This window comes from Nocardia sp. NPDC060259 (assembly GCF_042728775.1).
Taxonomy (GTDB): Bacteria; Actinomycetota; Actinomycetes; order Mycobacteriales; family Mycobacteriaceae; genus Nocardia.
The window spans coordinates 1-23,241 of the sequence record NZ_JBHXAY010000075.1 but is presented as its reverse complement, the minus strand read 5'-3'; the positions used below and the strand labels follow the sequence as shown (position 1 = coordinate 23,241).

Here is a 23,241-nt window from a genome sequence, read left to right as displayed (position 1 = left end):
CAGCTACCGCCGAGTATTTCTGCACGCCCGTACCAGAATTATCTGAAACGTGACCCCGCCTCATGTTTGAACGCGCAGGTGGGACCTGTTACTTCGCTTCGCAAACATGAGTGGCCCTCACATTGAGGGTTACCAAATCGTTATAACCCCAGGTCGTGTTACCGACGAGTACGACATGCCGCCCCAACGCTTCGCGTAGCCGGTTTTGCCCGGTAGAGTTTGGACGGTCGTACACATCCAGCGCGAGTGGCGAAATTGGCAGACGCGCCAGATTTAGGTTCTGGTGTCCACGGACGTAGGGGTTCAAGTCCCCTCTCGCGCACAGATTCCTGGCTTTCGGGCCAGATCAGGGCTTCTGCGTGTTCGAGTGCACTCGCACACGGAGGAGACACGACATGCAGGGCCCTGAACTGCGTAAACACGATTCATCGAGTGGCAGCCGTGCCACTTTTCGCACCCGATCGGCACCCTGTCGCGGGCGTGGTGATCGCCGGTGATCGAGCCACTCATTCCGCCCCAGACCGCACTCCAGGACCGCATCCACGGCCCGCTGCCGGTGTGCGTCGTCCCTGGCACCGCCGACCCGGATCTCGCGTACGGCGTCGCCGTGGTCGGTGATGCCGGCCGTGTGGCCGACCGCGCGGTGCTTTCGGCGCTGAACTGGTCTCCGGGTACCCGGCTGACGATGTTGTGCACGGAGGGCGGCCTCGTCCTTGTGCACGCCGTCAGCGACGGCCCTGTCCAGGTGACCGGTGCCGGGTTCTTCCGAGTTCCGTTCCGCCAGCGCCGATGCGTCCGGCTACTCGAAGGCGACCGGGTGCTGCTGGTAGCCCACCGCGGACGGAAGCGGTTGTTGATCCATCCCCCGGCCGCACTCGACGCCCTGACTCGTGAGAGCCGACGAATCCTGGAGGACTCGCTGTGACGATCCAGAGCCCTGTCCGCCCTGTCCCCACCGCAGATACCTTGGCCGCTGCACAGTTGCTGCTGACGCAGATGGGCATCACCGCGGCGGACCTGATCGGCAGTGCCCCCGCAGCACCGACATTCGCCGAAGTGATCCCGCGTGTACGGGCACGGTTGTCGGCGGGCACCGCACGCACCTACGGGACCCATTTGGATCTACTCGAATCGCGTTGGCCGGAACGGTCGTTGACCGAGCCCACCCGTCACGAACTCGAGGAACTCACGCGCTCGGTCCAGGCGTCTGCCCGCACCAACCGTGCGTCGCGTGGCGGGACCAGCGCGGTCGAACACTTCGTGTCCGCGGTACGTGCTGTCTACCGCTACGCCGAGGAAGCCGGATGGGTTCGCCCACAAGACAATCCGGCACGGCGGCTGCCGATTCCGTCCCGCCGCGCGTCACAGCGGTACGCGATCCCGTCGGCACAGATCGCCGAGATCTGCCAGGTCGCGGCCACCTCCGGTGACGACCCCGAACTCGACAGCCTGATCCTGCGGTTCCACCTCGAGACCGCATGCCGTCGCGGTGGTGCGCTGGCATTGCGGCCCCAGGATCTCGACCGAGGCCAGTGCCTGGTGTATCTGAGAGAGAAGGGAGGCTCGGATCGTTGGCAGCCGGTGTCACCGACGTTGATGCACCACCTCGACGACCACGCGACCCGACGGCAGGCACCCTTCACCGGCCAGTTGCTGCGCTACGGGCATGGACGTCCGATCACCGCCCGCCGATACGACTACATCTGGGCCCGGGTCGGCGAGTCACTGCCATGGGTGGCCGCCCAAGGTGTCACGGCACACTGGCTACGCCACACCACTCTGACATGGGTCGAAAGGACGTTCAGCTACGCGGTGGCTCGAGCCTTCGCCGGACACCACGGCAAGAGTTCCGGCACGACCGACACCTACGTCAAATCCCACCTGCACGAAGTCGCCGCCGCACTGGCGGTCCTCACCGGCGAGCCGCACCCTCTCGCGCGCGGCGTCGGCTAGGCGGCCACATCGAATGCCCGTCCGCTGCGGCGGTGCGGGTGGGTGTTCGATTCCCGAATCCCCAAGGACGCCGATCAGCTGCAGCAGTTGGGATCGAGCACGAACCACAGAGCGGAGAGTGCGTCGCGGCGGGCGCGGTGGAAGGTGTTCATTCCGCGCCGCTCCGATTCCACCAGGCCGGCCTTGCGGAGCTGGCCGAGGTGGTGGGAGACGGTGGACTCGCACAGACCGACCTCGGCGGCCAGGTCGCCGCCGTTGCGCTCCCCTCGCGGGGCGGTGAGCAGCAGCGACAGCAGCTTGACCCGGACCGGGTCGGCGATCGCTTTGAGCCGCAGTGCCACCTCGAGGGCGGCTCGCCAACTTGCGACCACCCTTGTCCAGGATGTGCCGCTCGATGGTGTCGGGGTCGATGTCGAGGATCTTCGCTTCGTACTCGATGGGCACGGGGACTCCTAAGGGGGCGGCAATGCTCGACGCCGCGATTCTCAGGATCGCGCGGGTCGCGGCATTAGCGTGCGTTCGCACAATCGCGCGGGTCGCGGCCTCAGGACATTCAAGGCGTCGAGGCGCCCGCACCTACCTGGGTGGAGAGCGCATTCGGTTTCATGGGTGAAAATCGACGGTGTGGATGAATTGACAGCGGAGCTGGAGCAGCTGATGTACGGGCTGAACTACTCGCCGACCTTCGGGTTGCTGCGGCTGCCGGCGGGGTTGTCGCTGGAGGCGGCTGAAGCGGCAGTGGTCCTGACCTACCCTCATGCGAGGTTCGACAAGCCGATCCTTTCGGATGCCGAAACCTTGTGGGACGAGGTAGATTACGGCTTCCGCTATCGCGGTGACTACGGCAGCGGACTGACGCTATCGGTGGACGAAGAGACCAGACTTCAGGCTGTTCAGGAGCGCTACCGGGATCTCGCCCGCGGATTCATCGGCCCGGGTTCAGTCATCTACACCGGCGGTTTTGCCGGTCTTCCCGGATATCCCGTGTTCTGGGACTTCAGGTACATCGTCCTCAACTACGACCGTCACGGGCTGCTCCTTGTCGGCAGCGCATCGGATTAGTGCCACGGATACGGGTAAGTCCCGCGCAGAAATCGGCACTATCGGATGTTGCTGGGTAGCAATCGCGCCTACACAGATGAGATACGCATTTCGGCACTCGGTCAGGGCGCAACCCATCTCCACGGCCGCAAGCCCCGGTGCCCATGAAGGCAGGCCAGCCGGTAGTCGGCCTGGCGGCGGGCGTGGTCGGAGACCGCAGCGTGGCGGAGCGCAAACAGGCACAGCTCGAAGGATCGGACGTCGCGGATCACCGGGTACCCCTCCCAGTCGGTGACGTCGGAGCCGTAGGCATCGGCGAACTGCTCCCACCGCTGTGGAGGGTCGGAGAGAGTGTCGGACTGGAAGGCGACGGTGGCTTGGTCCCACTGCGGGGGTCCGATGCAGCAGCGCTCTAGGTCCACGACGTGTCCTCCGGCGGCTGCGGCCATGGTGTTGGCTGGGGACGGGTCGCCGTGAATGACACACCACGGACTCGGCCACTCCAGCGCGTTCCACCGTGCAGCAAGGTCGCTGGCGTAGCGACGCAGCCACCCCTTGTCTGTATCGCTGGTGAGGCATTGGTGGATGCGGTTGGTGAAGTCGGGCAGGGTGAAGTCGGGCAGCCCGAGGTGGCTGGGCACACGCAGGGAGTGCAGGTGTGCGAGCATCGCCCCGGTTTCGGCGGCCTCGGCGGGTCCGCCTGATCCGAGGTCTTCCCAGAAAGTGACCGGGCGTTCGGCGACCACGACCGGGTCGGGCACCAGTGGTTCGGGTGCGCGGACGTGGTGGGAGCGTAACCAGTCCGCGGCGCGCAGTTCCCGGACCGCAGTCGCCAGTTCTCCGCGTTGATGTATGCGGATGATGGTTGCGGTGTCGGTTCGCAGCATGGCGTTGTCGCGCAATCGGATCGGTTCGATCCGGGCGGCTGGGACCTGAGCCTGGGTGCAGGCTGCTCGGGCCAGTGCCACGATGTCTTTGCTTCTCATGGTGTTTCGTTCCTGGTGGTCAATGACCGGCGGCGAGGGCTGCGGCGGTTTCGAACAGGCCAGCGGAGTTGGCACCCTTGATCAGGACGACGTCACGACCGCGCAGACCTTCGGTGAGCAGTTCCAGCACTTCGTCTTTGGCTTCGACATGGGTGACTTTTGCGGAGCCCGCTTCACGGGCGGCGGTGGCCATGAGTTCGGCGTGTTCGCCGCCGACGGTGATCAGGGTGCCGATACCCAGATCTGCGACCTGACGACCGATCTTTTGGTGCAGGGCCGGTGCGGTGTCGCCGAGTTCGCGCATCTCGCCGAGCACCGCGACCGTGGGTCGCAGGGTGGCCGCGATCGTCGCCAGCGACAGCAGTGCAGCTTCGACACTTTCCGGCGAGGCGTTGAACGCGTCGTTGATCACGGTCACTCCATCGGGGCGTTCGGTGACCTCCATCCGGCTGCCCGACACCAGCGAAGCGCCGTTGAGCCCGTCGGCGACGGTGGCGAATCCGACTCCGGCGCTCAAAGCCAGTGCGGCTGCGGCGAGGGCATTGGCCAGATGGTGCACGCCCACCACGCCCAGGGCGATCGATGCGGCATCGTCGCCATGGCGCAGCGTGAACCGCGCGCGGGCGTTGTCGTCGAGTGTGATGTCCTCGGCCCGGACGTCGGCGTCGGGTCCGGTGCCGAATCGCAGGACCTGGGCGCGGGTGTGCTCGGCCATCTCCGCCACCAGTGGGTCATCGGCGTTGAGGACCGCGATACCTGAGGCGTCGAGGGCTTCGACGAGTTCGCGTTTCGCGCCCGCGATCGCCTCGCGGCTGCCGAATTCGCCGATGTGGGCCGAGCCGATGCCCAGGACCGCGCCGATCTGCGGGCGGGCGATCGCGGCGAGATGGCTGATGTGGCCGCGCCCGCGCGCACCCATCTCCAACACGAGGAAGTCGGTGTCGGTTTGAACCCGCAGCACGGTGTGTGGAAACCCGATCTCGTTGTTGAACGAACGCTGGGTGGCCACGACACTGCCGTGGCGGGACAGGATCTGGGTGAGCAAGTCTTTGGTGGAGGTCTTGCCCGCCGAGCCGGTGATCGCCAGTACCCGGCCGGTGTAGCGAGTGGCCACGGCGTGGGCCAGATCGCTCATCGCGGTCACCACGTCGTCAACGATGACCGCCGGGGTGCCGGTCGGGCGGGTGGCCAACACCGCGACCGCGCCGTTGTCCATTGCGGCGGTGGCGAAGTCGTGGCCGTCGACGCGTTTGCCGGGCAGGGCGGCGAACAGTCCGCCAGCCTCGACCTGGCGGGAGTCGAACGCAGTCGGTGCGGTGACGGTCACGTGGTCGTCGTTGACAGAATCGAGCCGACCGCCGACCGCTCGAGCGACCTCGGCGAGGGTCATGGTGATCATGGGGATTCAACCTTTCGAATTTCGGATATCACTGTGGTGTCAGGGTCTGGCGCTGATCCCTACGCGCGGCGGGCTCGGCTGTGCGCCACGATCATGCTCGCCGCCGGACCAGCCTGGACGACCGGACGACATCGACGTTGTGCACGCCGGCGGTTTGGGGGCCGGGTCAGGTGAAGCACCGTTGGCCGATTGCGGCGTAGGCGCTCAGGTCGCATACGACGGGGTGTAGCGGTTCGACGGCGTGGTCGTAGCGGCCGACGCTGCGGAGTTCGGGTCGCCAGCGGTGTGGCGCGATCAGACCGGGGGTGTGGAGCCGGTACCCAGTGAGCATCGAGGCGAGGTCATCGTAGGTTCGCGGATAGTAGGCGATTCCGGCCGCGCGCAGGGTCTCGGCGGCGGAGTTGATGTGGTGGCCGTGTACGTCGGCGGTGATGTGGGTGAACACCAGCCATGTCCCTGCCGGAAGCGCACTGGTCAGCGCCGCAACCAATTTAGGCGCATCGTCGATGAGTTCGGCGGTGCCCGACAGGCAGAGCGCTGTTGGTGCAGTGATGTCGAGTACGGCGGTGATGGCGTCGAGTACGGCGGTGGTGTCGGTGAGATCGATCTCGGCGGTGTGGGTGGCGTGTTCGGTCATCAGTGCGCGAGCATGGACAACCGCGAGCTGATCGTGGTCGATATAGAGCGTTCGCGCGGTCTCGACGCGGTCTCCGGCGATGTCGTGGATGTTGGGTGTGTGCGGATACCCGCACCCGAGTTCCACGAACTGGGTGAGCCGATGGTGGTCGATGAGGTATCCGACCGCGCGGCGGGTGAAACGACGTGATTCGGCGATCGCGGGCGCGATCTTGTTCCGTGCCAGTTTCTCGGCAATCGCGTGGTCGGCGGTGTAGTAGTCCTTGCCCCCGAGCAAGGCGGTGTGCACGCGCGCACTGTTGGGGCGGAGCTGGTTTTGGACCGTGGCGGGGTCGGCGTCGCTCACGTGCTTTCGCTTTCCTGTGCTTGTCGTGGGTAGGTGGGTTGCAGACGTTCGGTGGCCCCGGAAATCGCTGGGAATCGAGTCCGGGGCCGCCTTCGGGCGGCCGGATCAGGTGTGGTGCCACCGGGGGCGCATCGAAGGCATTCGGTTGGTCGGGGTGTGCGGACTTGCGCGGTCAGGGCTGTAGGTACAGGCGTTAGTTCGGCAGGCGCGGAAACCCGGTGCAGTGCCCGGAATGCACGGCGATGGGTGCCGGACCGACGGACGGTCACATCGCAGACGAACACCAGCGCGGAAGTTGGGCATGTCACGAATTCCGTTCGCACACTTGTAAATTGAATCGTCAGGTGGATATCTGATTCGTGCGGGCACAGTGACCGACTGCCGATGGTCATCGTGTGTGCCGTCTCGGTAGGAACGAGAGTGCGCATTCGACGACGACCGCCCCCGATGGTCGGAACGCACTGATGGCCGGGGATATCCAGGTGCGGACCATCGCCGCGTCCGGCGCCGGGGTCGGGGTCGGGGTCGGCAATGCGATATCTCCCTCACGGATCACCACCACTCGCCCCTTCCACAACCGCGCCACCTCCTCGGGGTCTCCGATCGGACGGATATCAGCGCGCACCAAGAACATCCACATGTCGGCGCGGGGGTGGCCGATGATCGGCAGCGGCGCGACACCGCGAACATCCAGGGAGGTCTTGACCTGCTGAGCGAGGGCGGTGGGCATCATGACCGCGCCGACCAGTCCGGCGCGCATCGTGATCCGCCCGGTTGCCGGGTCGATCACGGTGGGCAGGGAACACACCTGTCGGTAGAACTCGCATCGTGAGCGTAGCGTCTCGGCGTAGACCGAGGAAGGTGGGTCGGTGCGGGTCATCGGTGGCCCCCAGTCGGCTCGGTAGACATGGCGTGGCGAACCGCCGGCTCAGAGTCGCGGACCGCTGCCGGGCCGGGCGCGACGGCGATCCATCCGGCTTCGCACATCGCGTCCAGGATTGCGACCAGGTCGGCCAGTGGTGGCCGGGGCGCGTGGGTTGGTGGGGTGGGGTAGCTCATCGGGCAGCCTGCCGTTGGGGGTGGCGCTGTCCGGGCGTGATCTGCCACTCCTGTTGCCGGTTCCGGAAGGCGTCGCCAGTGGTGCGCAATGTGTGCAGGACGCGTGCCACACGCCACCTCGGTACATCCAGGTTGCGGGCGATCGTTTCGGCGGTCAGCATCCCGCCCAACCTGAGAAGAGCGAGCACTTCGGCTTCGAGGGTGTTTGTCATCGGGTCACCTCGATCGGCTTGTTGTGGTCTGCAGTAAGCGGCATCGCAGACACCGCGATGGCGAGATTTCCGGGCGCTGAGCGAATGTGGAATAGCCTTGAGCGCCTAGCCCTGGAAGTCGACTGAGGCAGCGATTCCGGCCGAGTGAGATCGAACCGCCCGAGCTCCGCGGAGTGCTGGGGCACCTGGTCTACCTGACTGAATTGCCTTCCTGCACAGTGCCATTCGAGTTTGCTGCTGCCGTTGCTCATCTCGTGTTTCCCGTCCTGGTGGCTTGGGTAGAACGAGCACACCACGGCGCAGCTACCGGCGGCCGCGCTACGCTGTTGACAAACCGTGGCGCGGGGAACTGTCAACAGGCGGGTGGGTGCGCATGGACGCGGAAGCGACGAGATTGCTCGGCATGGAAACCGACCGCACCGGCGCGGAGCTGAAGCGACTTCGCGAGGCACGTGGGCTGAGCTATCGAGACCTCGGCGCGCTGTTGTTCTGTCACCACACGCAAATCGCACACATCGAGTCCGGCCGTCGATGGCCCAAAGATCGTGCATGGGTTGAAGCGGCCGATATCGCCCTCGGAGCTGCCGGGACGTTGGCTACAGCATGGGATGCTGACCAACGTCAGTTCGCGCGGCGGGCTGACACACTGCGAATGCTGGAACAGGCCGAGGCCGATTCTCGAGCACTGTTGGCGTTGCCGGACGTAGCGGACCTCGATGAGATTCAGTCCGGGATACACCGGATAGCTACCGGTGCTCGGTTCGAGCCCTACGACGGCACTCTGACGCGAGCATCGGATCTGCGCGTAGAGCTGATGCGCCGAATCAGGGTCGGTGCGCACTCACCGGCCGAACTGCGCACGCTCTACGCGGCATTGGGGCGCGTATGTGGCGTCTTGGCATACCTGACGTTGGATCTGGGGCAGGCTGAGACCGCCCGAATGCACGCTCAGGCCGCGTTCAAACTCGGCGACCGCGCGGACCACGACCAGCTGCGGGCGTGGGCGCGCGGAACGCAAGCGCTGGCGTTCCGATTCGACAAAGCCTTCGAACAGGCAGCCTGGGCGGCGTCTGACGGGCTCCGCTACACCAATAATTCGACCGGGACTTCGAAGCCTCGGCTCTTGTGCGGGTTGGCGGCGTCCGTGGCGAATCTGGGCGATTCCGGCAGGGCTCTGGAACTGCTCGACGAGGCCGAGCGTGCACGCGAGAGGGCTGCCGTTGACGAGTTCCCGGGGTTGTTCACGTTCACACCAGCGAAGCAGATCTACTACCGAGGGTTCTCGCTGATGTGGGCAGAGGACAAGAAGACACTGCGGAAGTCCGCGAGAGCGTCCGAGGATGCGATTGACGCCTGGCAGGTGCAGCGCTCACCGGGCGATGAAATGCTGTCGCAGATCTATTTGGCGACCGCAGAGGCCCGGCTCGGCGATCTCGACGGCAGCATCGCGGCAGTCACCCCGGTGTTGGAAAACCCGATCAGCGCGCACTTTTCGTGGGTCCGCAAGCGTCTACGCCAGCTCGATGGCTTGTTGGGCGAACACTTCCCGGACAGCGCGCCCGCCTCAGAGATGCGGGAGACACTGGGGGCATACATCCTCGCGAGGTAGCTTCGCGCCGACCGGGTTGTCCCGGAGCTTATTTCCCATCGGGGTGCCCGATTCCGGCGGCAGTCGGTCACCTTCGGAGTATGACCGCCGGTGGTTGCCAAGTGCCGTCGAGCAAGGTGTCCTCGGGCCAGTAGCCGCGCAGATAGAGGCTGAACTCCTCAGCGGGTGCGGGCAACCAATTGGCGAGATCCTTCGGGTCGGTCGGGGCCGCGCCGCCGACGGTTAGGGTCAGGGATCCGTCGTCACCGACGGTCAGGTTCTGGTTCTTGGTGCCCAGGGAGTAGCGGTCCAGACTGTTGGCGTGGAAGAAGTGGCGGGAGTTGTATACCGTCAGTGACCAGAACCCACGGACCGGCGGGAGCTGTCCGGTGGGGAATCGGACCTGGTAGGTGTTGGTCCCGTGCAGACGGATCCCCTGGTCATCGAGATCCTGGTAGTAGTAGACGGTTTCGTTCGGGGAGTTCACGAAGATGTTGGCTTTGGCCATTGCGGTGCGTGAGAGGTAGTCCGAGCCGAAGGTCGCGCCGTTGCGCTGGGTGGTCCAGTGGTGCGCGGCAGGCAAGCCGATGTTGCGGAACTCGAATACCTCGGCAAGTTCGCCGGAATCGGCATCGATAGCAGCTTGTTTCAAAGCGGCGGCGACGGTCTCGTCACGGTCGGCGGCGTCGAGGACTGCACTGAACCAGTCGTAGAGTGCTTCTTCTCCTGGCTGTGCGGGGACTTCGGCAAGGACCTCGGCGAAGGTGGTGAAGAAGGCTTCTGGTGGCACCCACTGGGTTTCGCGGTCGCTGCCGACTGCGTCGCCGCCGCCATAGGACGGAGCGGCGGACCAGTCGGTGATCTTTGCGGTGCCGTCGAACTCGGCCAGCGGATACATGCTGATCGCGTCCACAATCGGCGCGATCGCGGCGCGGTCTGCGGCGGTGTCGTCGAGGAACACACGAGGGATCACCACCCCGCTGCGGGTGTCGTAGCGGAAGACAGCGGTGATGCCGGGCGGGGTGTCACCAACCCAGGATCGGGGGGCCAGCAGGTAGAAGCCCGGTGCCGTGCCATACATCTTGCCCAGTTGCGCAAAGGAATCGGTGCGTTGATCGACCACTTGGTACACCCAGAATCGGTCGCCGAAATCGGGTACCTGCACCACCGAAGGCCCTCGCAAGGCGTCGAGCACACCGAATCCGTAGGTGACGTCCTGGTTTGGGCAGGCAACCAGGCGTTCCTCCGGCCTGATGTAGTCGTGCAGCATTCCGATCGTCCCGGGAGGGCCTGCGGGGACGATCCCGGCAAGCAAGCCTGGTCCGGGCAATTGCTCCATGAATATCCGACGGTTGTGCAGGTTGACCAGTGGCCAGCCCCAGAGGAACGCCACGCGCCCCAAGGCGGCGGCGTAGTCGGGAGTGACTTTCTGGCCGTCGAAACCTCCGGCACGAGACATCGGCGGGCTCCCTTGCTCGACAGCAGACTTCCCGTCACGGTAAGTGCGGCACTGTGTGGACGAATCATCCGAAACGGGTGAACCTGCGAGTGATCCGCCTGAACTGCGCGTACTCGGTGTCGGCGAGTGCCCGGCGGACGATTCTTGCCACGGACTACCAGTCGGGTTCGTGCCCTATTTCTGGCTCGTGTCTCCACCTGCCAGGTGTGGAGTCGGAGTCGAACTCGGGGTCAGGGCCGTAATGGTCACCGCTGAATGCGGCTTCGAGGGCGTCGGATATGGCCCTCCCTCCATGTTCGTGGGGAGGGCCTTCGGTCGGTTCCAGGTCTGCGGGGTCGATGTGCAGGCGTGTCCAGAGGGCAGCGGCGGGCATCTCGTCGGGCAGCGGGGGCGCCAAGCCGACCGCGGCGAGCTGGTGTTCTATATCGATGCCGGCCTGGGCGGCGGCCTCGATATAGCTGGCGATGACAGGCCAGGTTGGGTCGGCGCTGATGCGGGGGTCGATGCGGTCGACGGTCGTCGCCCACTGGTGTTGAGGTAGGTGGGTGTTGCCGTCGAGTTCGAGGATGCGGCGTTGCAACCGTTGTTGATGAAGGCGTTCGATCGCAATGTGTCGTGTGGGCCCGGTCGGGCGGTGATCGGACTCGGGCACGTGCAACCCTGCGCGCCAGATCGCGAGGTCGGCGAGCAGTTCAGGGTCTCGGCCGAGTAGAGGTCGCGCCCACTTCGGGGCTGTGCCGGTGGTCCAGGTGCGGGCGGTGTCGCTGACCTGTCGGGCGAGTTCGGCCACGATCCGTTCCCGCGCCTGCACGGGTGTGAGGGTGTCGGGGTCGGCCGCTTCGGTCGCGGTCATGGGGACTCCGGGCGTCCATGCCAGCGGGCCGGGTCCGGCCGCGTGGTTACCGCTCGTGTCGAGTCGCCAGTCCAGCACGGCGGCGGGATCGGTCACGGTGTCGAGTTCCCGCGCGGCGATCGCGGTGCGTAGTTCGGTGATCGGGTCGGCCCCGGCGAGTGCGAGCATGGCCAGGTGTTGGCGTAGGACCGAGTACGCGGACCTGTCGGTCAGTCCCGGAACGAGGCGTTCGGCGATGCGGTCGATGGTGTCGAGTCGCTCGGTGCCAATAGCGTTTTCGGCGGTCATGCCGAGGGTGTCCAGGTAGATGTCGACGGCGGGGCCGATGCGGCGGGCGGGGTCGAGGGCGTCGCGGAGTTCGGTGTGGGCGGATTTTCGTGTGCCATCACGGTCGAGAATGTGGGTCAGGTGTTCGACGGCGGTGCGGGGGTAGTGGGCGTCCACGGTGTAGATGTCGCCTTCGGCGCCGTCGAGTGCGGTGGCGATGTAGGCGTGGTTGGTGTGGCGCCCGCGTGTCATCGCGACGTAGAACTGTTGGCGTGTTTCACGCCCGGATAGGGCGACGTGGCAGGAATCCGCGGTGATGCCTTGTGCGGAATCGATGGTGGTGGCGTAGCCCAGGTGCAGGTGTTCACGCACATACTCACCCGGTAGACGCACGACGGCGGCGGTATCGCGGCCGTGTACGCGCCGCATGACGGTCACCGACTCGTCTGTGTGAACCTGCTGGATGGTCCAGGTGTAGCCGTTACGTACCCAATCGTGTTCGCTCAACCGGAGTCGGCGATCGTTGCGGCGGGTGCGCACGGTGTCACCGGCTGATGCCACCAATCCGTCGCCGAGGAACACCTGCGGGTCGGCGGCGGTGCCGGTGGGCGGGTCGCTGTGGGCGATTCGGTGGCTGCGGGCGCGGACGTTCAGGGCGGTCACGATGTCGTGTGTGGGTGCGAGCATGACCGCGTCGAAGCCGTTGGCGGTGTCGGCGGCCCATGCTTGGTAGGTGTCTTCGTAGACGCTGCCGAGGTGTCCTGCGTGGATTCGGCCGTTGTCGAGGTACCACGCGAGTGCGGTCGGGTCACCTTCGCGTATCCCCTTCGAGGCCAACGCTTCTCCTCGATGGGCGAACCGCACCACCTCGGAAAGGGCCGGTGTCTGTTGCGGTGAGGCGTCGGCCATGTCGGCGTCGACGCCACCAGCGTCGATCGCTGGGAGCTGCTGGTCGTCGCCGATGCATCGCAAGGTCGCGCCCCTCCCGGTCAGATACCGCAGCAGTTGCAGGCGTTTGGCGGTCGGCAAGGTGACGTGTTCATCGACGATCACCAACGTCGTATCGTCGATGTCGAGTACCCATTGCGGCAGGACCGGCGGGTGTTCGGTGGTCGCGGCGTCGCTGCGATGAGAGTCGATGGCGTGGAGAAGCTTGTCCACGGTTTCAGCGCGTGTACCGATCGACCCACCCAACACCGACGCGGCGGCGGCCGTGGGTGCCATGCCCAGGACGGTCCCTCCGGCGGATTCCCATGCGGTGGTGAGGACTTCCATGGCGGTGGTTTTGCCGGTTCCGGCGGGAGCGTTGGCGGTGTGTACGCGCAGTCCGGCGGTCGCGAACGATTCGATGACGCGGATTTGGCCGGGCTTGAGTGGCTGGTCGGGGTGTGCGGTGTTGTAGTCCGCAACTGCGATTGCGACGTGTCCTGGGTCGAGGATGCGTCCGCCGGGTTCGACCGAGAGTGCGATGAGTTCGGCTTCGTCGGCCATCGCGGATTCGGTGGTGTAGATCCGGGAATTCGCGCGCGTGTGCATCGGGGTGCCGTCGCGGCGGCGGAGCCAGGTCGGGACCGCGCGTAGGTCGGGTTGCTCGGTCACGTCGGGGTCGCCACGTGCGATAGCCGAGGATGGTGAAAGCGCCTGTTCGACAACCTCATCGACGACGCGTGGCCAGTCGTCGGGGGCGACGTTGCCGCGGATTTGGCGTTCGACTTCGGCGCGTAGGTTGAACTCGCGCCAGGTCGCGCGCCGCTGGGAAACCGCCGCCAATGCTTGGTCTGCGATGTGGGTAATGAACGCACGATCCGGTACCGGCCGCGGCGAGTGAGGCGCGGCCAGGACAGCCAGGATGATGGCGTCTACCGCGTCGGGGCCGCCCAATAGCGCTTCTGCTTCGGTACGCCAGGTGGCGCGTTGCTCGGTGCGGGAGCCCGGAACATGCTTCTTGGGACGGGTTTCCAAGGTCGCGCGTTGGGCCAGGTGGTGTACCTGGCCCGGTCCCGGTTCATGCCCGAACTTGGTCTGCCATTCGGCGCTGAGGGTGTCGAGTCGGTTGTTGATCGCGGCAGCGCGCCGGGACCAATGGTGGATCAATTCCAGAGGGACGCCGATGATTTCGCGGACTCGGACTTGGTCGGGGGTGCGGTCGGGGCGGGTTTCGAACCGGATTCCCAGCGCGATTTCCAGGTAGTGCTCGACGCGGGTGTCGAAGATTTCCGAGACCGTGACGACGCTTTCGTGCAGAGTTTTGCCGTCGATGGTGCGCCACTTGCCGTCGCTGGTCAGGACGCGGTTGGCCCACAGGACATGGATGTGCAGGTCAGGATCACCGGCGCGGGAGTCGCGATGTTCGAACGTCGCGGCGATCATGCCCTGCACATCGACTTGCCGGACACCGTTGCGCCCCAGCCGGGTGAACAGAGCTTTGTCCTGCGCGAAGGTCAACGCGTCGGTGGCCGCGCGGCGGATGGCGGTCTCGATCACTGCCTGAATTTCGGGTGTGCCGATCGCCCATAACACCGAGATGCTTTTCACGGTGCTGAAGGTGAAGTCGTAGCCGGCGACCGCGGTGCGGTCCGGGCGTGAGTTCTTGGCGATCCATCCGGACAGTTCGCGTGCGTCCAGCGGTGCGCGTTTGTATTCGGTGGTGAACATGGCGGTGGCGACGTCGGTGCGGATGCGGGCGCGGGTGTCGTCGGGGATGTGGGCGGTGACGCATGTGCCCGCGCTGGTGTTGTGGTCGCGGTATGCCTGGAACTTGGCCTTTCGGTAGTCGGAAACCGTTGTGTAGACGGCGTATCGGTTGCCCAAGCGGGTAGCCTTTTCGGCGCGGCGGGCTGCTTCGGCCGGCTGGATTCCGGCGTTGAGGTGCTGGGCTTTGACGTGTTCGCGGACCTCATCAGCGTTCGGGTGTAGCCCCTCCCCGAACAGGTTCTTCATCTGGTCTTCGGTGACCTCCGAACCGTCGGCGATGCCGAGTGCGGAAAGTCCGGTGCCATACCAGGTTCCGGGGGCTTCGCCGTGTTCGTTGTAGTACTCCGACAGGGAGGCGCGTCCGCGCGCGGTGGTGTCGTTAGCGGCGGTGTTTCGCATGTAGTACTCGTAGCCGTTGCCTGCGGCGACCTTGTGCATAGTCGCGACCATGCCTCCATGAGGCACCCATGAATTCGACTGCTGCAAGGGCGAATTGATGCGACCCAAGTCACTCTGAGCAACGATCGACAACTATGGGCAACGTTGGGCAACTTTCGACATTGGGCGTAATCGAATTGTGTCCGGCCAGCGGCCCAAGAACTCCGAGATGCAAGATGTCTGATCGTTTTAAGGGGAAGAGAGAGTGGAGGTTTGGATGGGGGTGGCGTGAGAGTAGCGGTGGAGCTTGGGCAGCGAGGGTTGGCGGTGCAGCGGGGCGGTTTTGCGGAATTGTTGGTTGAGCGGAGTGACGCGCGTTCGGGTTGTTACCGGGGCGGATCAGAATTGAAGTCGGAGCCGCCCCCAGGCGAGACCGCAGACGGCCGACGATCGGCGGCGGCAATCATGCAGTGCACGTGCGCATTACCGGTGTCTCCGACCTCGGCCGCCTCGATGGGTTGGTGGCGTGAGCGGTTGAGTTCAGGTCTACTGGAATGTGGAAGAGCCGTTGATCGGGCAGAAAGGTTTTGTCCGATGTTGATTCATGCTCTTCTCGATCCCCACTCGGCCGGGTGGAATGGCGACCGACGCGGAATCTTCGCGTGGTCGAGGTGGTCCGGAGTCGACGATGACTGAGTCTCCGCACGACATCGCGCGACGGCTTCTCGAGCAGCTCGGTGTGCGCGCCGAAGACCTTGTATCCAGATCGAATCCCGGACCGGTCCCGACTTTCGACGAGTACATCGCGCGCATCATCCCGACGGTCCGGGTGGGAACGTTGCGGACCTACCGGCCGTACTGGCAACGGCTGCGCGAGGACTGGGGTTCGCGGCGGATCGACGACCCGACGACGTTGGAGATGCAGGCGTTGGTCGAGCAGACCCGCGCGCGGGCGGTGTATCGTCGCAATTCTCGTGACGGTCGCTCGGCTGCCGAGCACATGGTCGGCGCGCTGCGGTACCTGTACCGCTACGCCGCCAGCGACGGCTATGTCCGAACGGCCAATGCCGCCACGGAGTTGGCGAAACCTCGCCGGCTTCCGAGCCCACGCGGTGCCATCGCAGCCGATCGACTGGGCGCGATCATCGATGCGGTGACCACGACCGGCGACGACAAGGAACTCGACACGCTGTTGCTGCGTCTCCACCTCGAGACCGCGTGCCGCACGGGCAGTGCTCTGGCGCTGCGTTCCTCCGATCTGGACGTCGGTCAGCGGTTGGTGAAGCTGCGCGGGAAGGGTGGCACGGTTCATTGGCAACCGGTCTCGTCGACATTGCTGGCGATGCTCACCACCCACGGCGATCGGGGTGCTGCGCCGGGCGAGCAGTTGCTGCGCTACCGGCACGGCCGTCCGATCACCCGCCGCAGATATGACCACCTGTGGATGCGCGCGGGCCGAGAGCTGCCCTGGGTTGCCACACAGCAGATCAGCACCCATTGGCTTCGGCACACGGTGTTGACGTGGGTGGAGCGGAACTTCGGCTTCGCCGTCGCGCGTGCGTATGCCGCTCACGCGGTCCACTACACCCCAGGTGGTGCCACGCTGACCTACGTTCGGGCGAGCGTTCACGAGGTTGCGGGGGCGCTTTCTGCGCTCACGGGCGAAGTCCATCCGCTGGCGGAGGACCAGTCGACAACTCCGCCTGCGTTTTCCCCGTTGCCTCTGCCGGAATGGCCACCCGGGAGCGTTGCCGGGCGGTGACTCTGTGCGGCTGTCGGGCGCCTGTGGCGGCAGCGGGGCCCCGTGGCACCGCTATGGACGGGCGACGAGTACTGAGGCCGAGGCGGTGCCGATCAGCTGGCGGGTGGCGACGGAGGTCCGCGCCCATGTCCGAACCACCTACGGCGCTGGGGCATCACGACCAGCGCCGCGCCGCGGAGGCCGTCGAGAGTGCTTATCCACGCCTCCAACCAATCCCGACAGCGGCGTCCGCCAATCGACGCGGTCTGCGAGATCGTGATTGCCGAAGACCGAGCCGCTGGCACGGCAGCAGACTGAAGCTCTTCTCGACATCCTGCGGTGGCACGCCACACAACGCCCGCCGTCTCCGTAGGCATCCAGCGTCGCTCGGCACCGCGCGGCTCGACAGAGGCCCCCTCACCAGTGCTGAGGGGGCCTCTGCCGCGTCGACAGGTCTCGCAGGCCCGCGTGGGCCGGTCCGGGATTCGGACCGGCCTGGGGATGGTCTGCGCCGAGCCGATCGCGTGATGTTCGGCCGCCGGAGAGCTCGCTGATGCGGCGGCTTCTGTGTGCCAGGTCGCGCCCACCGTCGGTGCGGTGCTTCCGCTCGAGCGTTCGGAAAACGACCCGCTTGCCGAATGCCGCTCTGCCGCTCGGTGGGGTCGGGTGGGTGTCAGGTGGGTTCGATGTCGGGTAGACGCCAGGTCTTGTCGAACAGGGCGGGGGTGGGGCCGTAGAAGCGGGCCAGCAGCTCGAAGTCGCCAGTGGGCGAGGTCGGGATCCAGTTCGCGGGCCGTTCGGTCGGTGGGTTCGGGCCGATAACCAAGGTGACTGAGCCGTCGGGGTCGCTGGTGAGTCCTTCAGTGTTGGAGGAGCGGCTGGCCCATTCGACGTCACGGATGAGGGTGTGGGTGTCGCGGTCGTAGGCGGTGATCGACCAGTACAGGGTCACCGGTGCGTCCGCGGGCACGGTGAGCTGGTAGGTGTGGGCGCCGTGCAGGCGGTTGCCGTCGCGGTCGCGGATGGCCATGAGGTAGAACTGGCCGCTGCCGAGCTTCTTGGCCGCGAAGAAGGCGAAGGTGTAGGTCAGGCCGCGGGCGTCGACCGGGTAGGAGTTCGGGTCACGGTAGCCGTTTTCAAGGGCCGTGATCAGCTCGCGCGACGCCGGCAGTGCCCATCGGCTGTCGGGGTAGAAGCCGGGGACGAACGCCTCTTCGTAGCGCTGGCCGAGCCAGCCGAACGCGGCGTCGACACCGCGCGTGAGCAGTTCGCGGGTGGCCTGGTCGCGAGCGAATGGGGTGCCTTTGGCGAGGCCGAGGGTGGCGAGCTGGTCGATCATCACCGCGTCGCGGGTCAGCCACGGCTCGGCCTGCAGGCGCCGGTCGAGCAGATCGAAGAACGACGAGTCGGTGGGCAGGGTCGCATCGAACATCCGGCCGTAGGCATCGAGGAACACCGTCTCGGGCGGATGGTCTGCCGCGGCCAGTGGGTAGAGCCGGGTCTGCCTGCCGTAGTCGACCGCGGCCCGGACCGCGTCCTGGCCGCCGCCGGTGAGGTTGGAACGCAGCAACGCGAAGCTGCTGTAGGTCTCGCCGGGGACCGGTATGTAGCCCTCGGGGACCGGGTCGGTGTGGCCGGGTGGCAGCAGGAGATAGCGGGCGCCGTTCCCGGCGTCGGCGCCGGCGGGGCCGACATCGGTCAGCGGGGTCTGCCAGGCGCTGTCGATCGACCCGGTGATCGAGGCGTTCGCTGTGGCGGCGGGGATCTCGAACACCATCGGACCGCCGGAGGTGTCGATGAACGCCATGAGGTAGACCGCGTCCGGGTTCGGGGTGAGGGTCTGGTTTTGCCAGTCCAGCAGCCGGGACCAGTACACGATCTGGTTCGGGCCCCCGCCCAGCGCGGTCGCCGCCTGATACATGGCCTCGAAGTTGACCGCGGGCACACCCCACACCGTCGCCGCGATCGCCCGCGCCACCACGATCTGATCTTGCAAGGGCTGCTCCATGGCCACAGCGTGGCTCGCAGAAAATGCTGCGGCCTCACCCATCCGGGGTGAACTCGACCAGGTGAGAGCCCGAGCGTGTGTTCGGAAGACGACCAATTTCCGAACACTTCCCCGGGCTAAGCGCGCCGCGCGGCGTGCCCGTTCACTCACGAGTCCGGCCGTTACCGGCCGGTTCCGGGGTCGGTACCGGAATGTGCCTGTACGCGTGCGCCGGGTTCGTCATACTTGTTGTCGGGTAACTGCGGATCTGCTGGTGTTTCTCCGGTGGATCGCGGTGTCCCGTTGACAGCTCTTCGGTACGGGTGTGCCCTCGGGGATCTGTTCGGGGGCATGCGTTCTGACGAGGTGCCCGGCACCTGCGTACCCGCCGCTGGCACCCCGCGAACTTCCGAGCGTGAGGATCCCCGTCACCGCCACACCACACGACCCGCCACTGGTGATCCGGTCGTGTCGTGTGTGCCGGTGACCTCGAACGACGGAAGGGGCAATGTCATGGACGAACGACCCGAGGACGCGATCGCCACAGGTGGGCAAGCAGCGGCCGCTACGACCGCCAACGGCGAACAGGCGGAGGGCATCGACTCGGTCTATGTGGAGATCAGAGACTACGAAAACTTCAACCAGACCAAGCCCCTGTATTACCACGCCGCGAACGGATCCCGGCAGCAGCTGAAGTACGACATGCCGTTCCTGATGTGGTGGCTGCCCCGCACAGGCGGCGTGTACTACCCGGTCGGGCTGTGGGACGGCCAGGACGCGATGCCCAAGGACCAGGTGTCCAAGGCCGACATCGTGCAATGGCGCATCCGCAAGCCGGATACCCACCACCAGCACCCCCTGCCGGACTACGTGTACTGGCCGTTGCAGTGGCGCCAGGGCACCGGCGGCTGGAAGAACGTCTACCAGCGCAAGGGCTCCAACTACTACCTGGCGGTCAACGGTAGCTGGTGGATGCGGGGCGTGCGCAGCGTGAAGAGCTACAACACGCCCTACTTCGCCTTCTATATGGACATCGAAGGCAAGGGCGACTCGTGGATCTCCGACGAGACCACCACCGGCAGCATCCGCATGCAGGACTCGGTGAGCCGACGGGCCTACATCGTCCCCCGTCACTTCGGCACCACCGACGACGACCCGTTCGGCTCCGCCACGAGCTTCAGCAAGAGCACCCTGGCGGGTATGTCCTGACCCCACCGGCGGGGTGCAGCCCCGGTAGTCACCGCGGTCTGCACCCCGCCGGCGCAGAGCCGAAACACTGGGCCTCGAACACCCAGATTGGGTGTTCGGAAAACGAACGTTCTGCGAACGCCTGCCTATCACGTCGTCGCGCTCGCGCGGATCCATCGACGTCCGGGTGTCGGAACCCTGTTGTCCGAATTGGGTTTTGGTCGAGGTGCTGTCACTGATGCCGAGCGCGCAAGCCCGGGATCGGCGGATGACACCTTATCGGCGGTCAGAAACGGGCAGCGCGGCGGCGAGAAATGCCGGGATCACCTCCCCTGCTCCGGTGCTCAGTACTGAGGTAGCGCGGGGTCGATCTCGGCGCTCCATGCGTCGATCCCCCCGGCCAGGTTGCGGGTGTTGTCGAAGCTCTGGCTTCGGAGGAACGCGACAGCCCGGGCGCTTCGGCCGCCGTGATGGCAGAGGACAATGATCAGCTTTTCCTTCGGCAGCTCGGCGAGCCGCGTCGGAAGTTCCTGCATCGGGATGAGCAGCGACCCTTCGAGGTGCGCAATGTCGAACTCCATCGGGGAGCGCACGTCGAGGATGGTCACCGGCTCTGAGGAGTCGAGCATGGCCTTCAAGTCGGTCACGTCGATATCGAAACCGTCGTCCATCGCAGTCTCCTGACTGGGTCTCAGCGGGGTTGGTCAGTGGTGGCCCGTCCGGGCCGGGCCACTGCCCACGATCGGGCACAGAACGGTGGATCTGGGACAGCTGCATGCGTAGGAGCCAGCTGATTATGCACCGCCAGATCTGGTGCACCGGCCTTTCCTGCGCCAGTCGCCGCGCGCGGATCACGGTTCGACTCGACGATAGGCCCGCTTATCGGTGGCCAGGCGGTGAATTCTCCCACTCGGAGCGGGCTGCGACGCCCGTGGTTCCGGATGGCGAGACGACGACACCCGGCCCCGCCGAGACGCGGAAGCCGGGTGCGCGAAAGCCGTAGTACCTACGGGCGGCTGGGGTAGATGCCCTCGACGGCCATGGCGTAGTGGAGTCCGTCGCCGAGCGTCTCGGCCGCGGCCTTGAGATTCGGCAGTGCGAAGGTTAGCCTCCCGTCACCACCGAACTTGTTGCCAAGCAGGCTGAACAGCGCCTGGTAGTCGGAGACCTTCAGAAGCTGCCCTTCGCACGGGAGCCAGCCCTGCGGCGTCCAGAAGGGGAAAATTGCGATCTGACCGAGAATCGGGTCCATGTGCTGAAAAGTCCTCTCATACAACGAATTTGAAGATCGGACGACCGCTGACGCGGCCCGCACATGTTCTACCGCAGCGCCCAGTCCGGCCACAAACTCCACCGACACTGGCCACGAATCGGTCGCTGTCGGCCGTGTGGCGGGCGCTCATCGGTAACCAAGCAGTGGGTGTTCGGTAAACGTTCGTCTACCGAACACCCCGCCCGCCGCCGAGGTGTCGGCGCACTCACAGGCGCCGGTGTTCGGAAACCCGTTCGGAAACGGCCAGTCTCGGACGCGGTTGTCGAACACGTTTCCCGAACAGGCGGAGGGGCAGGTCGGGCGCCTGTTCGGCCAGCAGCCCCGACATCGCGGTCACCCGGTTGCTGAAGTCGCACCGACTGGTCGTTGTCGGCCAGCATCGTCGTCAGCTCGTTGAGCTCGAGGATGATGTTGGAGATGGCGACTTTGTTGCCGACACCGACCTTCAACGCACTCGACAGGGCGTCGAGGGTTTCGCGGATCTTCTGGCCGTTGCCATTGAGGACCGGGTAGAGCACCCGGCCCAAGAGCGGGCCGAGTCCTTCCTGGCCCGGTTCGGGCTTGAGGGAGCGGAGGACTGGTCGATGGTCTTGTTCATCGTGTCCAGCACGGCCACCGCAGACTGTCAGGCCAGCGAGGCCGAGTACGCCCGGCTACGCCCCGACTGTTGACCCGTTTGCCCACGACAGCTCGGAGTCGACCTCGAGCTGTGCCGACTCGTCCGAGCGCTCGACAGAGCAGAGCAGAGGCGGCGGCTCGTATATGATCGGTGCTCACCAGCTTCGCGATATGTATTCGATCGCTCTCGATCACACATTTCCGAAGCTTTGATCCGGAATCTGTATGCGAGTCCCCTCTCGCGCACAGATTTGTGGCACGCATGCCACATTTGGAGCTCCAGCGTGATCGAGTGATCGCCGGTGAAGCTCCACCCCACCCGGCAGTCGGAGGTCGGCGATCGACAGCCGGATGCGTCGGCGGATGGCCGTGATCCCCCGCCCGGGCATACCGTGCGGGCATGCAGATACATCCCTATGGGGCGGACGACCTGGACGAGTTGGCCTCTCTGCGGGCGCAGCTGTGGCCCGACAGCTCTGTCGATGAGCATCGTGCCGACGTCGGCGAGCAATACGACGGCTCCCGCGTCGCGGCCGCGTTTCTCGCCCGCGACGATCGCGGCACGGCAGTCGGTTTCGGCGAGGTCGCACTGCGCCATGACTACGTCAACGGATGTGACACCTCACCGGTTGCCTTCCTCGAAGGCCTCTACGTCGCCCCCACCCACCGTCGAAGCGGAGTAGCCCGGGCTCTGTGCGCGGCGCTGGAGGCGTGGGGTCGAGACCAGGGCTGCACCGAACTCGGTTCCGACGCGCTTCTGACCAACGTCACGGGCCAGGAGATGCACGCCGCCCTTGGCTTCGCCGAACGCGAACGTGTCGTGTTCTACCGGAAGATCCTGTGACGCAGAATCCTGGCTCCACATCTGGCGTGAACGGCCCGCCTGCCGACGCCCGCATGCCCCGAATCAAGATCTCAGGATCGAAGGCTATTCAGCGAAACATGCAGCGAGACAATAGAATTCACTGATCTATAACCTTTCCAATCCGGACTGCTCACCGAGAGCTTGTTCGGGGCCGACACTCTCGAATCGGCCCCGAACCGCCGACGAACAGGACGAAGATGAACCGCACCACCGCCACCCTGCTCGGACTTCCCGCGATGATCGCCGGAGTCGTACTCGCCGCAGCTCCCGCCTACGCGGCGACCAGTGCACAGGTCAACACCGCCACCGTCGCCGGAAGCTCCTCGACCACCGTCAGCGTCAACTTCGGGTACGCCTGCGACGCCAACGGCCCCGTCCGCACCCTCTCCGTGGTCGCCGAGGACCCCGCGTCCGGAGCGCTCGGATTGACCCGCTCCACCCCGAACTGCACCGGGCAGACCATCACCCTCACCCAGCAGGTTCCGTCCCTGAACGGCCACAGCTTCGTCGCGGGCCACACCGCCAACGTCAGCGTCCGGCTCGACGATGGCGACGGCAACGAGGTGCTCTGGGTGACCAAGCAGCTCACCATCGCAAGCTCCTAGAGCGTCCACACGGGGCAGCCGGTGCGTGGAGATCGACGACTGCCCCACCCATAACCGAACACGGCAGGCTTCACCGTGGCGACACGGTGAAGC

At 65.8% G+C, this 23,241-nt stretch carries 20 protein-coding genes and 1 tRNA gene; 10 read left to right on the top strand and 11 right to left on the bottom strand.

The window, feature by feature from the left end:
• Positions 1-240 precede the first annotated feature (240 nt).
• The 3 genes from ACFWF2_RS23945 to ACFWF2_RS23935 all read left to right on the top strand — a co-directional run bounded on the left by ACFWF2_RS23945 (position 241) and on the right by ACFWF2_RS23935 (position 1,953).
• A tRNA-Leu gene (locus ACFWF2_RS23945) sits at positions 241-322 on the top strand.
• A 171-nt stretch (positions 323-493) separates the two neighbouring features.
• Entirely contained in the window at positions 494-925 is a 432-nt protein-coding gene (locus ACFWF2_RS23940) for a hypothetical protein (protein WP_379309679.1), read from the top strand.
• Positions 922-1,953, top strand: coding sequence for a tyrosine-type recombinase/integrase (locus ACFWF2_RS23935; RefSeq protein WP_379309678.1), 1,032 nt, complete (start codon positions 922-924; stop codon positions 1,951-1,953). Before ACFWF2_RS23940 ends, ACFWF2_RS23935 begins: the two co-directional genes overlap by 4 nt.
• A gap of 74 nt (positions 1,954-2,027) precedes the next feature.
• On the opposite strand, the gene ACFWF2_RS23930 is transcribed toward ACFWF2_RS23935, so the two are convergent.
• Positions 2,028-2,324 (bottom strand): metalloregulator ArsR/SmtB family transcription factor, encoded by a 297-nt coding sequence (locus tag ACFWF2_RS23930; protein WP_379309677.1) that lies wholly within the window; start codon positions 2,322-2,324, stop codon positions 2,028-2,030.
• Positions 2,325-2,562: 238 nt separating this feature from the next.
• On the opposite strand from ACFWF2_RS23930, the gene ACFWF2_RS23925 reads away from it, so the two are divergent.
• Complete coding sequence (locus ACFWF2_RS23925) at positions 2,563-3,015, top strand: hypothetical protein (protein WP_379309676.1); 453 nt, start codon at positions 2,563-2,565, stop codon at positions 3,013-3,015.
• Positions 3,016-3,116: 101 nt separating this feature from the next.
• Here ACFWF2_RS23925 and ACFWF2_RS23920 read toward each other — a convergent pair whose 3' ends face one another.
• The 5 genes from ACFWF2_RS23920 to ACFWF2_RS23900 all read right to left on the bottom strand — a co-directional run bounded on the left by ACFWF2_RS23920 (position 3,117) and on the right by ACFWF2_RS23900 (position 7,632).
• On the bottom strand, positions 3,117-3,980 hold the full coding sequence (locus ACFWF2_RS23920; RefSeq protein WP_379309675.1) for a phosphotransferase enzyme family protein: 864 nt from the start codon (positions 3,978-3,980) through the stop codon (positions 3,117-3,119).
• 19 nt (positions 3,981-3,999) lie between these two features.
• Complete coding sequence (gene murF, locus ACFWF2_RS23915) at positions 4,000-5,379, bottom strand: UDP-N-acetylmuramoyl-tripeptide--D-alanyl-D-alanine ligase (RefSeq protein WP_379309673.1); 1,380 nt, start codon at positions 5,377-5,379, stop codon at positions 4,000-4,002.
• 166 nt (positions 5,380-5,545) lie between these two features.
• A complete protein-coding gene (locus ACFWF2_RS23910) occupies positions 5,546-6,361 on the bottom strand; it encodes an SAM-dependent methyltransferase (RefSeq protein WP_379309672.1) in 816 nt (271 codons plus the stop codon).
• Between the two features lie 388 nt (positions 6,362-6,749).
• Positions 6,750-7,151 (bottom strand): DNA-directed RNA polymerase subunit beta, encoded by a 402-nt coding sequence (locus ACFWF2_RS23905; RefSeq protein WP_379309671.1) that lies wholly within the window; start codon positions 7,149-7,151, stop codon positions 6,750-6,752.
• A 265-nt stretch (positions 7,152-7,416) separates the two neighbouring features.
• Entirely contained in the window at positions 7,417-7,632 is a 216-nt protein-coding gene (locus ACFWF2_RS23900) for a helix-turn-helix domain-containing protein (RefSeq protein ID WP_379309670.1), read from the bottom strand.
• Between the two features lie 373 nt (positions 7,633-8,005).
• Between ACFWF2_RS23900 and ACFWF2_RS23895 the strand changes: the two genes are divergently transcribed.
• The gene (locus tag ACFWF2_RS23895; RefSeq protein WP_379309669.1) at positions 8,006-9,241 is read left to right on the top strand and encodes a helix-turn-helix domain-containing protein; all 1,236 of its coding nucleotides are present in this window, start codon (positions 8,006-8,008) and stop codon (positions 9,239-9,241) included.
• 67 nt (positions 9,242-9,308) lie between these two features.
• On the opposite strand, the gene ACFWF2_RS23890 is transcribed toward ACFWF2_RS23895, so the two are convergent.
• Together ACFWF2_RS23890 and mobF are read right to left on the bottom strand one after the other, a co-directional pair.
• Positions 9,309-10,679 (bottom strand): DUF1214 domain-containing protein, encoded by a 1,371-nt coding sequence (locus ACFWF2_RS23890; protein WP_379309668.1) that lies wholly within the window; start codon positions 10,677-10,679, stop codon positions 9,309-9,311.
• A 154-nt stretch (positions 10,680-10,833) separates the two neighbouring features.
• Positions 10,834-14,943, bottom strand: a complete 4,110-nt coding sequence (mobF, locus tag ACFWF2_RS23885; protein ID WP_379309667.1) for a MobF family relaxase — start codon at positions 14,941-14,943, stop codon at positions 10,834-10,836.
• A gap of 757 nt (positions 14,944-15,700) precedes the next feature.
• Here mobF and ACFWF2_RS23880 point away from each other — a divergent pair.
• Complete coding sequence (locus ACFWF2_RS23880) at positions 15,701-16,633, top strand: tyrosine-type recombinase/integrase (protein ID WP_379309682.1); 933 nt, start codon at positions 15,701-15,703, stop codon at positions 16,631-16,633.
• 652 nt (positions 16,634-17,285) lie between these two features.
• Here ACFWF2_RS23880 and ACFWF2_RS23875 read toward each other — a convergent pair.
• On the bottom strand, positions 17,286-18,620 hold the full coding sequence (locus tag ACFWF2_RS23875; protein WP_379309666.1) for a DUF1214 domain-containing protein: 1,335 nt from the start codon (positions 18,618-18,620) through the stop codon (positions 17,286-17,288).
• 492 nt (positions 18,621-19,112) lie between these two features.
• On the opposite strand from ACFWF2_RS23875, the gene ACFWF2_RS23870 reads away from it, so the two are divergent.
• Positions 19,113-19,808 (top strand): hypothetical protein, encoded by a 696-nt coding sequence (locus tag ACFWF2_RS23870; protein ID WP_379309665.1) that lies wholly within the window; start codon positions 19,113-19,115, stop codon positions 19,806-19,808.
• 323 nt (positions 19,809-20,131) lie between these two features.
• On the opposite strand, the gene ACFWF2_RS23865 is transcribed toward ACFWF2_RS23870, so the two are convergent.
• Together ACFWF2_RS23865 and ACFWF2_RS23860 are read right to left on the bottom strand one after the other, a co-directional pair.
• Entirely contained in the window at positions 20,132-20,458 is a 327-nt protein-coding gene (locus ACFWF2_RS23865) for a rhodanese-like domain-containing protein (protein ID WP_379309664.1), read from the bottom strand.
• A gap of 335 nt (positions 20,459-20,793) precedes the next feature.
• Positions 20,794-21,039, bottom strand: coding sequence for a phage tail protein (locus ACFWF2_RS23860; protein ID WP_379309663.1), 246 nt, complete (start codon positions 21,037-21,039; stop codon positions 20,794-20,796).
• Positions 21,040-21,401: 362 nt separating this feature from the next.
• On the opposite strand from ACFWF2_RS23860, the gene ACFWF2_RS23855 reads away from it, so the two are divergent.
• The 3 genes from ACFWF2_RS23855 to ACFWF2_RS23845 all read left to right on the top strand — a co-directional run bounded on the left by ACFWF2_RS23855 (position 21,402) and on the right by ACFWF2_RS23845 (position 23,148).
• Positions 21,402-21,731 (top strand): hypothetical protein, encoded by a 330-nt coding sequence (locus ACFWF2_RS23855; protein ID WP_379309662.1) that lies wholly within the window; start codon positions 21,402-21,404, stop codon positions 21,729-21,731.
• A 347-nt stretch (positions 21,732-22,078) separates the two neighbouring features.
• Positions 22,079-22,522, top strand: coding sequence for an aminoglycoside 6'-N-acetyltransferase (aac(6'), locus tag ACFWF2_RS23850; RefSeq protein WP_379309661.1), 444 nt, complete (start codon positions 22,079-22,081; stop codon positions 22,520-22,522).
• A gap of 218 nt (positions 22,523-22,740) precedes the next feature.
• On the top strand, positions 22,741-23,148 hold the full coding sequence (locus tag ACFWF2_RS23845; protein WP_379309660.1) for a hypothetical protein: 408 nt from the start codon (positions 22,741-22,743) through the stop codon (positions 23,146-23,148).
• Positions 23,149-23,241 lie beyond the last annotated feature (93 nt).

Excerpts from the sequence above, each read along its gene's own strand:
- ACFWF2_RS23920 (WP_379309675.1), bottom strand. The coding sequence starts at position 3,980 with ATGAGAAGCAAAGACATCGTGGCACTGGCCCGAGCAGCCTGCACCCAG.
- murF (WP_379309673.1), bottom strand. The coding sequence starts at position 5,379 with ATGATCACCATGACCCTCGCCGAGGTCGCTCGAGCGGTCGGCGGTCGG.
- ACFWF2_RS23900 (WP_379309670.1), bottom strand. The coding sequence starts at position 7,632 with ATGACAAACACCCTCGAAGCCGAAGTGCTCGCTCTTCTCAGGTTGGGC.
- ACFWF2_RS23895 (WP_379309669.1), top strand. The coding sequence starts at position 8,006 with ATGGACGCGGAAGCGACGAGATTGCTCGGCATGGAAACCGACCGCACC.
- ACFWF2_RS23890 (WP_379309668.1), bottom strand. The coding sequence starts at position 10,679 with ATGTCTCGTGCCGGAGGTTTCGACGGCCAGAAAGTCACTCCCGACTAC.
- mobF (WP_379309667.1), bottom strand. The coding sequence starts at position 14,943 with ATGGTCGCGACTATGCACAAGGTCGCCGCAGGCAACGGCTACGAGTAC.
- ACFWF2_RS23875 (WP_379309666.1), bottom strand. The coding sequence starts at position 18,620 with ATGGAGCAGCCCTTGCAAGATCAGATCGTGGTGGCGCGGGCGATCGCG.
- ACFWF2_RS23870 (WP_379309665.1), top strand. The coding sequence starts at position 19,113 with ATGGACGAACGACCCGAGGACGCGATCGCCACAGGTGGGCAAGCAGCG.
- ACFWF2_RS23865 (WP_379309664.1), bottom strand. The coding sequence starts at position 20,458 with ATGGACGACGGTTTCGATATCGACGTGACCGACTTGAAGGCCATGCTC.
- ACFWF2_RS23860 (WP_379309663.1), bottom strand. The coding sequence starts at position 21,039 with ATGGACCCGATTCTCGGTCAGATCGCAATTTTCCCCTTCTGGACGCCG.
- ACFWF2_RS23845 (WP_379309660.1), top strand. The coding sequence starts at position 22,741 with ATGAACCGCACCACCGCCACCCTGCTCGGACTTCCCGCGATGATCGCC.